The organism is Streptomyces sp. 5-10 (assembly GCF_014712245.1).
Classification (GTDB): domain Bacteria; phylum Actinomycetota; class Actinomycetes; order Streptomycetales; family Streptomycetaceae; genus Streptomyces; species Streptomyces violaceusniger.
Map to the genome: position 1 here is coordinate 121,082 of NZ_JACVYG010000008.1, position 12,505 is coordinate 133,586.

Consider the following 12,505-nt stretch of genomic DNA (forward strand, 5'->3'; position numbering starts at 1 on the left):
ATGCCGCCGTCGCTCACCGCCCCAGGATCCGGTCGACATCGGCCATCTGCCCGGCCGTGAGCGGCCCCTTCGCGATCGCGCCCGCGTTCTCCTCGGCCTGGGCGACCGTACGGAAGCCGGGGATCGGGATCGTCCGCGGGCTGCGGGCCCAGATCCAGGCGAGGGCGCCCTGGGCGAGGGTACGGCCGTCGCTGGTGAGGATGGACCGCAGGGCGTCGACCCGCCGGAGCCAGGCCGGGTCCGCGCCCGCGTTCGGGATGAACCCCGGCAGCCAGGCGGGCGGCGCGTTGCGGATGTCCCCGTCGTCCAGGGCGCGCCCGGCGGTGTGCTGGCCGGCGAGCAATCCCATGGCGAGCGGGCTGCGGTTGACGCTGGCGAGGTCCGACTCCGCGCAGAGCGCGAGGAGTTCGGGCGCGTCCTGGAGGATGTTCAGGCGGTGCTGGACGGCCGCGCAGTGCGGGCCCTCGGCGAAGACGGCGGCCCGGTCGGGGTCATCGGTGCTCCACGCGTACGCGCGGATGAGCCCTGCGCGGACCAACTCCTCGCATACCTCGCGGAGTTGGGCGGCCCGTTCCGGGTCCGCGTCGGAGATGTGGAGCTGGTACAGGTCGACGTGGTCCGTGTTCAGGCGTCGCAGCGAGGCGGTCAGGGCGCGGCGTACGTGCTCCGGGGAGTCGTCCTGGCCCTCGCGGGTCCGGGTCCGCTCGTCGAAGACATTGCCCCATTTCGTGGCGACGACGACATCGCCGCGGTGCTTGCCGAGGGCGCGGCCGAGCACGCGTTCGCTGTGGCCGGTGCCGTACGCGTCGGCGGTGTCGAAGAAGGTGACGCCGAGGTCGAGTGCGCGCCGGATCGCGCGCACCGATTCGTCATCGTCGACCTTGCCCCAGCCCAGGGGCTGCCCGTCGGTGGACCACCACTCACCGCCGATGGCCCAGCAGCCGAAGCCGAGAGGACTCACATCGATGCCGCTGCGGCCCAGGGTTCTGTTGTGCGCCATGGTCTCCATGCCGGTGAACGGTAGGAGTTGAAGCGCGCACGAAGGCAAGCCCCGGTCATGGGCGCCATCGACGCCCATGACCGGGGCGAGCCCGTCGGGCCGGGTCAGCGCCGGGAAGGGCTCAACGGCCGTAGTAGGTGTCGAAGTTCTTCGAGAACTCGCCGCCGTTGAAGCCGTCCCAGTTGATCGACCAGGCCATCAGCCCGCGGAGGGCGGGCCAGCTGCCGTGGGGCTCATAGCCGCCGCAGTCGCTCTTCTTCGTCAGGCAGTTGAGGGCCTTGGTCACATCACCGGGCGTGGTGTGGCCATTGCCCGCGTTGGCGCTCGCGGGCAGGCCGATCGCCACCTGGGACGGGTCCAGCGCGGGGAAGACGTTGTTGGTGTCCCCCGCGACGGGGAAGCCGCTGAGCAGCATGTCGGTCATCGCGACGTGGAAGTCGGCATTGCCCATGGTGTGGAACTGGTTGTCGAGCCCCATGATCGGTCCGGAGTTGTAGTCCTGGACGTGCAGCAGGGTGAGATCGTCCCGTAGCGCGTGGATGACCGGCAGATACGCCCCGGAGCGGGGGTCCTGGCCGCCGGAGGCGCCCGAGCCGTAGAACTGGTAGCCCAGCTGTACGAAGAAGGTTTCCGGAGCCATGGTGAGGACGAAGTCGGATCCGTACTTCGCCTTGAGCGACTTCACGGCCGCGATGAGATTGACGATCGCGGGGGTTTTGGGGTTCTTGAAGTCGGTGTCGCCGTCGTCCAGCGACAGCGAGTGGCCCTCGAAGTCGATGTCGAGGCCGTCCAGTCCGTACGTGTCGATGATCGCCCCGACCGACTCGACGAACTTGTCGCGGGCGGCGGTGGTGGTGAGCTGCACCTGGCCGTTCTGCCCGCCGATGGATATCAGCACCTTCTTGCCCGCGGCCTGCTTGGCTTTGATGGCGGCCTTGAACTCGTCCTCCGACTCGACGTTCGGGCATTCGCTCTGGGGGCAGAGGCTGAAGCGGATGTCGCCGGAGGTGGTGGAGGTGGGTTCGCCGAAGGCCAGGTCGATGATGTCCCAGCTGTCGGGGACATCGGCCATCCGGGTGTATCCGGAGCCGTTGGCGAAGCTCGAGTGCAGATAGCCCACGAGCGCGTGCTCGGGGAGCGCCGCCTTCGTGGTGGCGGAGGTGGTATCCGCGCCGGAGGCGGTGCCCGCGTCGGCGGTCGTCGTCGAGACCGTGGCGAGCAGCCCGGCCGCGGCGACGGAGGCGCACACGCCGGTCAGGACCTTCTTGGTCAAGGGGAAACGGAGGCTCATGGGGGCCGCTCCTTGGTGTGGGGGGAAAGCGGAGCTGAAGTGAGGGGGGGAGGGACGGTCGTAAGGCATGGGGGAGTTGTGCGCCCATGAGACAACAGGACTAGACCAGTAGTGTCAATGGTACGGACCACATCGGGCGGCGGATCGTTGCGTTCAGTGTTGCGTTGCCGTGGTGTTTGCTCCACGGCTGGTGGGCCGTACGCGTGGGCTCGGGCGCCGGGCGGTGCCGGGTGGCGGCCGATGTCAGACCGTGGACAGGTCGATGGCCCGGTCGATGTCGTCGGGACGCAGCACCCGCAGGATGCCTTCGAGCAGGTAGTAGTCGGCGTAGGGGAGCGAGATCTCGACGCCGTCCTCGCTCGGGCGGTTGCGGGTGCAGCGCGCCACGATCGCCTCGGCACGGGTCGACTTCGTGGTCAGGCAGGTCCGCGACAGCGCGGTGAGCAGCCGCAGCGCCGCATCGCGGTAGCGCGGTTCGCCGGTGGCCTTGGACAGGTCGAGCAGGCCGCAGGCCATGACCGCGCCCGCGGAGGCGTCCTTGATGTCGTGGGGTGCTTGTGGCGCGAGGTAGTCCCACACGGGGACGTTGTCCGGGGTGAGCGCGCCCAGGGCGAAGTCGGCGAGTTTCCGCGCGGTGGTGAGGAATTCCCGGTGGCCGGTCCGGCGGTGGATGGTGGTGAATCCGTAGATCCCCCACGCCTGCCCGCGTGACCAGCAGGAGGCCGGGCTGTAGCCCTGCACGGTGGCCGGGCCGAGGGGAGTGCCGGAGGACGGGTCGAAGTCGTAGACGTGCGGGGTGGATCCGTCCGGGCGGGGGAAGTGCCGCTGCGTGGTTCTCGCGTGTTCCACGGCGATGTCGAGGTACGTGCCGTCCCCGCTCTGGCTGCTCGCGAACGCCAGCAGATCGAGGTTCATCATCGTGTCGATGATGACCCGGCCCGCGTTCGCCTGCTCGTCCAGCGCTCCCCAGGCCCGGATGAAACGGCCGCGCGGGTTGTACCGCCGGATCAGCGAGGAGGCCGCCCCCAGTGCGCCCGCCCGCCAGGTGTCCTCACCGGTGAGCCGCCACGCGGTGACCCACGACGGATAGAAGAGGAATCCGAGGTCGTGGGTGCCGGTGTCGTGCTGGCGGGGGGCGAGCTTCTCCGCGGAGGCGAGGGCCAGGGTACGGAACCGTTCCTCACCGCTGTACAGCCAGGCCATCCACAGGGTGCCCGGCCAGAACCCGCCGACCCAGCCGCCGTTCTGGGAGTACGTCCACTTCTCGAACTTCGTCCCGACCGGAAAGCCACTCACCCCCGGGGCGACCGCGCGCAGCTTCGCCACCGCGTAGTCCGCCGTCTCGCGGAAGGCGCGGAGCATGGCGGCGTGGCCGGGGACCTCCTCCGCCACCGCCTGGGCCGGGGGAGCGATCGAGGTGGCCGCCACCGCGGTACCGGCCGCGGTGGTCAGCAGGGCTCGCCGGGAAACGCTCATCAGTGTCCGCCCTTCACGAGTGGTGAATCCGACAACGACATGACGACATGCGGTCCGTGCGTGGCAGCCGCCCGTGGGGCGCGGGCGACGTACCCGCGCCCGACAGGCGGACTGGTGGAGCCGGTGGAGCGTGTGACGGCCGCCGCAGCCCGCGACATGCGGTGTCCGGTCGGAAGGTCACGGCCGGACTCTCGGGCCCATATATTTCGGGAGTTGAACGTGTCCCGTCAATAGTCCGCGCCAGTGAATGACATGCCTTCAAAGGCCGAACTCGCGGGCCGTGTCGCCGACGTCCTCGGCGGCGAACGGCCCTCCGCGCGGTACGTGTTGGCATATCTGGTCCATACCAAGCCCTTGACAGGCTTTTCCCTCACTTCTTAACTCACGTAATGAACTAAGGACCGCTGAGATCGCTCACGCACCCGGTCGGCGCCGCAACCGCTTGGTTCGCATGCGCCTCATGCCTCTCCGCGCCCGTCATTCACCTGCCTCTGGAAGGGAGAGTCATGGACTCCCCGCGCTTACCCCGGCGACTGCTGCTGTCCGTCGTCTCGGTCCTCGCCCTCGTGTCGCTGTCCACCGGACTGGCACCGGGCACCTCGGCCTCCGCGGCGAGCCCCGCCGCGAAGTCCACGGCGAGACCCGCCACGGCGGCCGCCGTCACGTTCTCCGACGAGTTCGACGGGCCCGCCGGCTCCGCCGTCAACGGCGGCAAGTGGCAGATCGAGACGGGGGACAACGTCAACAACCACGAGCGGCAGTACTACACGGCGGGCAACAGCAACGCCGCCCTCGACGGCCAGGGCCACCTGGTCATCACCGCCCGCCGCGAGAACCCGGGCAACTACCAGTGCTGGTACGGACGGTGCGAGTACACCTCCGCCCGGTTGAACACCTCCGGCAAGTTCACCACCACCTACGGCCGGGTCGAGGCCCGGATGAAGATCCCGCGCGGGCAGGGCATGTGGCCCGCGTTCTGGATGCTGGGCAACGACATCGGACAGGTCGGCTGGCCCAACTCCGGTGAGATCGACATCATGGAGAACGTGGGCTTCGAGCCCTCCACGGTCCACGGTACCCTCCACGGCCCCGGGTACTCGGGCTCCGGTGGCATCGGGGCCGGGTACTCCCTGCCTGGTGGCCAGGCGTTCGCCGACGCGTACCACACCTTCGCCGTCGACTGGAGCCCGAACGCGATCAGCTGGTCCGTCGACGGCACCGTGTACCAGCGGCGCACCCCCGCCGACCTCGGTGGCCGGCAGTGGGTGTTCAACAAGCCCTTCTTCGTGATCCTCAACCTCGCGGTCGGCGGCTACTGGCCCGGGGACCCCGACGGCAGCACCTCCTTCCCCCAGCAGCTCCTCGTCGACTACGTCCGGGTCAGCACCGACGGCGGACAGCCGAGCGGCGGTGCCATCACCGGCATCGGTGGCAAGTGTGTGGACGTGGCGGGTGCCAACAACGCCAATGGCACGCCGGTGCAGCTCTACGACTGCAACGGAACTGCCGCGCAGCAGTGGAGCGTTGGTTCCGATGGCACGATCCGTGCGTTGGGGAAGTGTCTGGATGTGGCGTCGGGGGGTACGGCCGATGGCACCCTGGTGCAGCTGTGGGACTGCAATGGGAGTGCGGCTCAGCAGTGGGCGGTTCCGGCGGCGCGTGACATCGTGAATCCGCAGGCCGACAAGTGTCTGGATGCCACGGGTGGGAGTTCGGCGAACGGCACCCGGCTGCAGATATGGACCTGCACCGGTGCCGCCCACCAGAAGTGGACGGTAAGCACCTCGCGCGGCTGACCCACGGCACGACACGCCCATTTCCTAGAGGAATCCGGGAGGCGAGATCCGGCGCCAGACCCACAGGGGCGCCGGGTCTCGCGTTCTCCGGGCGTCTCGCAGGGGGTTTGCCGAGAGCCTTGACGGGGCGACTCGGCCGGCACACCGCGCGGCTCGTGCTGTTCCCGCCTGTGACACCGTCACGGTTGTGCGCGACGGCGCCTCCGTGAGCCGAGCCGGGCCCGGGCCATCGGAGGGAGGGGGTCAGCCGGTGGCCGGGGCGTTGAGCCGCAGGAGCGATGCCCGGCCGTCCCGCAGGCGCAGTTCGGTCAGGGCGCCGTTCTCCAGCCGGGGAAACACCTGGCGGTAGCGGGCGAGCGGAATGCCGAGCAACTGGCACAGCGCGAGGCGGACGAGGGTGGAGTGGGCGACGACCAGGACACGCCCCTCGGGCACCTCATGGGCGAGGTCCGCCAGACAGGCGATCGCGCGGCCGGCGGCCGCCGCCGGGTCCTCGCCGCCGGGCAGGTGATGGGCGACCGGATCGGCCAGGAAGGCGCCCAGCTCCGCCGGGAACCGCTCCCGCATCTCCGCCCGGGTCAGCCCCTCGCCGCGCCCGAAGTCCACCTCGTACAGCCGCTCGTCGACGCGCGGGGTGAGGCCGAGCGCGGCGGCGGCGGGCTCGGCGGTGAGCCGGGCGCGGGACAGCGGTGAGCTGAGCACCGCGTCCAGCCGCTGCCCCGCGGCCCAGGCACCGAGCTCGGCGGCCTGCCTGCGCCCGTGTTCGGTCAGTGGCACATCGGTGCGGCCGGCGTAGCGGTTCTCCGCGTGCCACACGGTCTCCCCGTGCCGTATGAGGACGAAGTCGGTCACTGGCTGGCCTTTCTGTGGGCGTGGGCGGCCACCTCCGGCTCCAGCCAGCCCCGGCGGACCAGTTCGTCCACGAAGCCGAGGTAGACGGGCAGCAGCCGTGCGGTGCGGGCGGCATCGGGGTGCAGCTCGACTCCGTCGCGCACCATGGAGGCGGCGGCCCGCTCCAGCGTGATACCCGAGGCGGTGGCGGCGAGCACCGCCATGCCGACGGCGCTCTCGGCCTGCGCGGGCAGGGTCACGCTCCGGCCGAGGAGGTCGGCGCGCAGCCGCGACCAGTAGCGGTTGCGGGCGCCGCCGCCGGTCAGGCTCAGCGGGCCGTCCACGGGAGCGCCGATGTGGTCCAGGTGGTCGAGGCACAGCCGTTCCACACAGGCCACGCCGAGCAGACAGGCGTGGAACTCCTCGGCCACGCCGGAGGGTTCGCCCAGGACGAAGGGGTGCGCGTCGGGCGCCCGGAACGGGAAGCGTTCGCCCCGCTCGCCGACGAGCGGGTAGACGACCGCGGTGGAACCGGTCGTGGCGGCCGCTTCGGTGAGCGCGTCGAGGTCGGCGCCGGGGAAGCGGCGGGTCAGCACGCCCGCGCCGCTGCTGGAGGCGCCGCCGGGCAGCCAGCCGCCGCCGGGCGCGCGGTGGCAGTAGACCACCCCGGCGGGGTCCTTCACCGGACGGGGGCCGGCGCCCTTGAGGACGAGGGTGGTGCCCAGCACCGAGTTCCAGGCGCCCGGCCCGAGCGCGCCGGCCCCGATCTGCGCCGCGCAACCGTCGGTCATCCCCGCGACCATGGGGGTGCCGACGGGGATTCCGGTGACGGCGGCGGCCCGCGCGCAGACCGTGCCGATCACCGTGCCGGGCCGTACGACCTCCGGCAGCAGGCCATCGGGGACGCCGAGGGCGGCCAGCTCCTCGGCGGGCCAGCGGTCGGCGAGCAGGTCGTAGCCCGTCTTCAGGGCGTGGCTGGCGTCGCCGGGGGTCTGTTGTCCGGCCAGCCGCCAGGTGATCAGGTCGGCCTGGTGGAGCAGCCGGGCCCCCGGCGGCACATCGGTGTGCTGGAGCAGCCACAGGAGTTTGGGCAGGGCCCAGGACGGCTGCATGGTGCGGTAGCCGAGCCTGTCCCACACCTCACCGCCCACGGTGTTGACGCGGTCGGCGTGGCCCGCGGCGCGCCCGTCGTCGTACATCAGGGCCGGGGTGAGGGGCGTTCCGGAGGGGTCGGCGAGGAGGATGGTCCCGGAGGTGGCGTCCACCGCCACACCCCGCACCCGCCCGTCGTCGATGCCGCTCAGGGCCTCGCGGCAGGCGGCACCGGCGGCGGACCACCACTGCTCGGGGTCCTGTTCGTGGCGTACGCCGTCGCGGTGGCCGGTCAGGGGGCGGGAGGCCGCGGCGAGCAGCTTCCCGGTGCCGTCCACGGCGACCGCGCGCACGCTCTGCGTACCGAGGTCCAGGCCGAGGTGGACGGCGTCGGGGGAGAGGGCGTCAGACATGTGGGGTTTCCGGGCGGGGGTCGTGGGGGCGCTGAGCGGGGGTGTCGGTGGGTGGCCGGCCCGGTGCTCGGGACGGCGACGAGGCCGGTCCCTGAGATGGCGACAAGCCCGATCCCTGAGACGGCGACGAGCCCGGTCCCCGGGATGGCGACCAGCCCAGGGACCGGGCCGCGTCCCGCCAGGCCAGGTGTGCCGCGGACAGCTCGTCGTAGAGCGCGGCCCGGGCCGGGTGCGGCGCCCAACCGGCCTCCATACGGACGTACTTGGCGGCGGCCTCCTCCATGCTCCGCTCGGCGCCGGTGAGCACCAGACCGGTGAGGAAGGCGCCCTTCGCGCCCGGCTCGGTGTCGGTGCCGCGCGCCGTCGGGACGCCGGTGGCGTCGGCGATGAGCTGACACCAGCGGTCGCTGCCCGCGCCTCCGCCGCACAGCCGCAGCTCGTGCACCTCGGTTCCGGAGGCGCGCAGGCAGTCCCGTACGACGAGGGACAGGCCCTCGAAGATCGCACGGGCCAGGTCGGCGCGGGTGTGATCCAGTGACAGGCCCCAGAACGTGCCGCGGGCCCGCCCGTCGAGGAACGGCGCGCGTTCCCCGGCGGGTGAGAGGTAGGGGAGGAAGCCCAGCCCGGCGGCGCCGGGTTCGGACGCGGCGGCGAGGTCACCGAGGGCGGCGGGGCTCTCGACGGCCAGCGTCCGGCACGCCCAGTCCAGCACCTCGGTGCCGGAGAGGGTGGGAAGGGCGCGCAGCAGGCGGTCGTGGCGGCCGAAGGCGATGGTGATGCCGCACGGCTCGCCCGAGGTGTCCACGGTCCGGCGCACCACCTCGGTGCACAGGGTGGTGCCGAGGACGGCACACGCCTGTCCGGGGTCGACGACCCCGGCGCCACGGGCGGTGGCGGCGATGTCGTAAGGGGCCATCACGACGGGAAGGCCGGTGGGGAGGCCCAGTTCGGCTGCCGCGTGGCGGGTGAGCTCGGCGACGCACTCGTCGTGCCCGAGGACGCGCGGCAGCAGCCGACGCGCCCACGCCAGGCCGAACAGGTCCACGATGGACGGGTCGTACGCGCCCGTGGCGTGGTCGAGGAAGGGGGCCGACGCGTCGGAGGCGTCGATCGCCATGACGCCGGTGAGCTTCAGAAACAGCCGGCCCGCCGCGGTCAGCGCGGTGTGCGAGCGCTCCAGGCGCGCCGGGTCGTGCTCGGCGAGCCAGGTGAGCACCGCGTTGGGCATGCCCGCGCAGGTGAGGGAGCCGTTGCGGCGGTACGCCTCCGCCAGGACCCCATCGGCCTGCCAGCGCGCGAGCAGATCACCGGCGCGCCCGTCGGACCACAGGATCGCCGGGCCGGTGGGGCGCCCGTCGCCGTCGACCAGCCAGCAGCCGTCCCCCTGGGCCGTGAACGCGATCAGCCGCACCGCGCCGTGCCCGGGCCCCAGCTGGGCCAGAGCGCCGCGCACGGTGGAGACGACCCCGCGCCACACCGCGTCCATGTCCTGCTCGGCCCATCCGGGGTGAGGCCGCAGCACCTCCGTACCGACGCGGGAGACCGCCACTTCCCTTCCCTCGGCGTCGAACACGACGGACTTGATGACCGACGTGCCGACGTCGACAGTGAGAACCGTCATGACCGAAGTACCTGCCCTTCACCACGGCGGGGGCGGCGGCGTACCGGTGAATAGCCACCGCTCCGACGAATCGACGCCGTCGGCGGAATTCCGCGCCGACAAACCGAGAGAATCGCCGCCGGGAAGCCACGTCAATCGGGGTGCGGGATTATCCCGCGGCCGGCCCACGGCACCGTGCGATGTCCTGGGCCACCGGCCCCGCAGAAGGGGGAGGCGGCGCCCCGAGCCCGTGTTACCTTCGCGTGAGTTTCACATCAGGTCGTCTCACACCGGTCCGTCGCGGGCACCGCGCCGCGGCACCGCGCCGGGGTGGTGCGGAAGGGATGAGGAGCCGCAGGCCATGACCCGTACGGATGGGCAGGAGGAGCGGCGGCACCGGCTGCGCGAACTGGTCACGACCAAGGGTTTCGTCCGCACCTCGGACCTGTCGGCCGAGTTCGCCGTCAGTGTGATGACCATCCACCGCGACCTGGACGCCCTCCAGGCGCAGGGCTGGCTGCGCAAGGTGCGCGGCGGCGCGAGCTGTCTGCCGTCCACGCAGTTCCACGGCAGTGTCGGCGAGCGCATGACGACGATGGCGCAGACCAAACAGCGGCTGGCGCGGGCGGCGGCCGAGGAGCTGGTTCCCGGCCAGATCGTGGTGATCGACGACTCCACCACCTGCCTGGGCCTGACCCACCACCTGCCCCACCACACACCGATCACGGTGATCACCAACTCGCTGCCCGCCATCACGGCTCTGGCCAAGGAGCCCGGAGCGGCGCTGGTGGCGCTCGGCGGCACCTACTTCCCGGCGTACGACGCGTTCATGGGACCGCACACCGCGCAGAGCATGTCCGCCTTCCGCGCCGATGTGCTGTTCATGTCCACCACGGCCGTCACCGCGGGCCGCTGCTACCACATGTCACCCGAGACGGTGCAGGTCAAGCAGGCGATGCTGGCCGCCGCGGCACGCCGCGTACTCCTCGTCGACCATACGAAGTTCGCCAACCAGGGCCTGTACGCCCTGGCGCCGCTCACCGACTTCGACCTGGTCGTGGTGGACGACGCGGCACCGGCCGGGGAGGTGCGCGGGCTGCGCGAGCGCGGCGTCGATGTGCGCATCGTCCCTCGGTGATGTCACGTGAACATCACGTCGTTTTCACCCCCGTGCGCCTCCTCTTTTCTGGGAAAGGAATCCCCCTCGATGGCCCTCCCCGCCTGGTTCACCGAAGACCGCTTCGGCATGTTCATCCACTGGGGCCTGTACGCCCTGCCCGCCCGCCACGAGTGGGTGAAGAACCGCGAACGCATCACGGACGAGGACTACGACCGCTACTTCCGCCACTTCGAACCGGACCTCTTCGACCCCCGCGCATGGGCCCGGTCCGCCAAGCGCGCCGGAATGAAGTACATGGTGCTCACGACCAAGCACCACGACGGCTTCTGCCTGTGGGACTCCAAGCTCACCGACTACACCTCGATGAACACCCCGATCGGCAAGGACCTCGTCGCCGAGTTCGTCGAGGCCGTGCGCGCCGAGGGGCTGCGCGTCGGCTTCTACCACTCGCTCATCGACTGGCACCACCCGGACTTCGTCATCGACGGCCTCCACCCGCGCCGGGACGACCCGCCGGAGGAGATCAAGCGGCTCAACGAGGGCCGCGACATGGCCCGTTACCGCGCCTATCTGCACGGCCAGGTGGAGGAGCTGCTGACCGGCTACGGCACCATCGACTACCTCTTCTACGACTTCTCGTACAAGGACGACGACCACCACGACGTGTGGAACGGCAAGGGCAAGGAGGAGTGGGGCTCGGAGGAACTCCTCGCGCTCACCCGCAGGCTGCAGCCCGAGATCATCGTCAACGACCGGCTCGCCGTCCCCGGCGACCTCGTCACCCCCGAGCAGTACCAGCCCGACAAGCCCATGGAGGTCGACGGGCAGCCGGTGGTGTGGGAGGCGTGCCAGACCCTCAACGGCAGCTGGGGCTACGACCGCGACAACCTCCAGGTGAAACCGGTCGACCTGCTGGTCCGGATGCTCGTCGACGGCGTCTCGAAGAACGGCAACATGCTGCTGAACGTCGGCCCGACCGGACGCGGCGACTTCGACGCCACCGCCCTCGCCACGCTGGAGGGGATCGGGGCGTGGATGGCCCGCCACCAGCGCTCCATCCACGGCGCAGGCCCCTCCGCGTACCGCGCCCCGGTCGACACCCGCTACACCCAGCGCGGCAACCGCCTCTATCTGCACCTCTTCACCTGGCCCTTCGGCCATGTCCACCTGCCGGACCTGGCGGGCAAGGTCGAGTACGCGCAGTTCCTGCACGACGCCTCCGAGATCAGGTACCGCGAGATCGACCCGTCGATCAAGGCGCAGAACACCGGCCTCGGCGGCCAGCCGCCGGGCACCCTGACCCTGACCCTCCCGGTCGTCCGCCCCGATGTCGCGGTACCGGTGGTGGAACTGTTCCTGCGCCAGGGCACCTGACACGTGATCGGGGCGCGCGCCCTTGCCTCCGGTGAGCTCAGAAGCGGCCCGCGCCGCTGCCGACGTCTCACCAGGTGGCCGGTCTTGGCCAGGGATCCGACACGCGGTACCGTCGATGCGATATCGACGATGGCCTGACGGAAGCCGGTGGGAATCCGGCACGGTCGCGCCACTGTGAACGGGACGTATCCGAAGGGGACGTCCCGTGAGTCAGACCCGCGGCCATCGTCCTGTGCACCACCGAGATGGGACGCGAACTCCCGCAAGGAGGCCACTGCCATGGCGCAGCATGTCGCCCAGCCGACTGCCACCACTCCCGCCCTCCCCGCCCCGCTGCCGCTGAAGGCGATAGCTCCCTGGGCCGTCTTCTTCGGCATCCTGATGCTGGTCCTGCTGTACTTCGTCGGCGCCGAGCAGGGCGCCACCGCGGTCGTCTCCGGCGCGGGCGTCCACGAGTGGGTGCATGACGCCCGCCATCTTCTCGGCTTCCCCTGCCACTGACGCGAGGGACG

At 71.1% G+C, this 12,505-nt stretch carries 9 protein-coding genes, 1 pseudogene and 1 riboswitch; of the genes and pseudogenes, 4 read left to right on the forward strand and 6 right to left on the reverse strand.

Annotated features, from left to right (window positions below; translation table 11 throughout):
- Window positions 1–13: 13 nt before the first annotated feature.
- From IEJ02_RS13010 to IEJ02_RS13020, 3 genes and pseudogenes are all read right to left on the reverse strand, one after another.
- Complete coding sequence (locus IEJ02_RS13010; RefSeq protein ID WP_191064984.1) at window positions 14–1,009, reverse strand: aldo/keto reductase; 996 nt, start codon at window positions 1,007–1,009, stop codon at window positions 14–16.
- A 112-nt stretch (window positions 1,010–1,121) separates the two neighbouring features.
- Window positions 1,122–2,138: pseudogene (locus IEJ02_RS13015) on the reverse strand (chitinase); the annotation flags it as partial.
- Between the two features lie 396 nt (window positions 2,139–2,534).
- Complete coding sequence (locus tag IEJ02_RS13020) at window positions 2,535–3,767, reverse strand: YyaL domain-containing protein (RefSeq protein ID WP_191064986.1); 1,233 nt, start codon at window positions 3,765–3,767, stop codon at window positions 2,535–2,537.
- Between the two features lie 506 nt (window positions 3,768–4,273).
- On the opposite strand from IEJ02_RS13020, the gene IEJ02_RS13025 reads away from it, so the two are divergent.
- Window positions 4,274–5,563: a glycoside hydrolase family 16 protein gene (locus tag IEJ02_RS13025; protein WP_191064987.1), complete on the forward strand. Its 1,290-nt coding sequence runs from the start codon at window positions 4,274–4,276 to the stop codon at window positions 5,561–5,563.
- A gap of 243 nt (window positions 5,564–5,806) precedes the next feature.
- Here the strand turns inward: IEJ02_RS13025 and IEJ02_RS13030 are convergent, their stop codons facing one another.
- From IEJ02_RS13030 to IEJ02_RS13040, 3 genes are read right to left on the reverse strand one after another with little or no spacing between them, the layout of a single operon-like run.
- The gene (locus IEJ02_RS13030) at window positions 5,807–6,415 is read right to left on the reverse strand and encodes a histidine phosphatase family protein (protein WP_191064988.1); all 609 of its coding nucleotides are present in this window, start codon (window positions 6,413–6,415) and stop codon (window positions 5,807–5,809) included.
- On the reverse strand, window positions 6,412–7,899 hold the full coding sequence (locus IEJ02_RS13035) for an FGGY-family carbohydrate kinase (protein ID WP_191064989.1): 1,488 nt from the start codon (window positions 7,897–7,899) through the stop codon (window positions 6,412–6,414). Before IEJ02_RS13035 ends, IEJ02_RS13030 begins: the two co-directional genes overlap by 4 nt.
- Window positions 7,892–9,520, reverse strand: coding sequence for an FGGY-family carbohydrate kinase (locus IEJ02_RS13040; protein ID WP_191064990.1), 1,629 nt, complete (start codon window positions 9,518–9,520; stop codon window positions 7,892–7,894). Before IEJ02_RS13040 ends, IEJ02_RS13035 begins: the two co-directional genes overlap by 8 nt.
- A 340-nt stretch (window positions 9,521–9,860) precedes the next feature.
- Here IEJ02_RS13040 and IEJ02_RS13045 point away from each other — a divergent pair, with 340 nt between their 5' ends.
- From IEJ02_RS13045 to IEJ02_RS13055, 3 genes are all read left to right on the forward strand, one after another.
- On the forward strand, window positions 9,861–10,637 hold the full coding sequence (locus IEJ02_RS13045; protein ID WP_191064991.1) for a DeoR/GlpR family DNA-binding transcription regulator: 777 nt from the start codon (window positions 9,861–9,863) through the stop codon (window positions 10,635–10,637).
- A 69-nt stretch (window positions 10,638–10,706) separates the two neighbouring features.
- Entirely contained in the window at window positions 10,707–11,993 is a 1,287-nt protein-coding gene (locus tag IEJ02_RS13050) for an alpha-L-fucosidase (RefSeq protein WP_191064992.1), read from the forward strand.
- Between the two features lie 113 nt (window positions 11,994–12,106).
- Window positions 12,107–12,234, forward strand: a riboswitch (cobalamin riboswitch).
- 38 nt (window positions 12,235–12,272) lie between these two features.
- On the forward strand, window positions 12,273–12,494 hold the full coding sequence (locus tag IEJ02_RS13055) for a CbtB domain-containing protein (RefSeq protein ID WP_191064993.1): 222 nt from the start codon (window positions 12,273–12,275) through the stop codon (window positions 12,492–12,494).
- The last annotated feature ends 11 nt before the right edge of the window (window positions 12,495–12,505 follow it).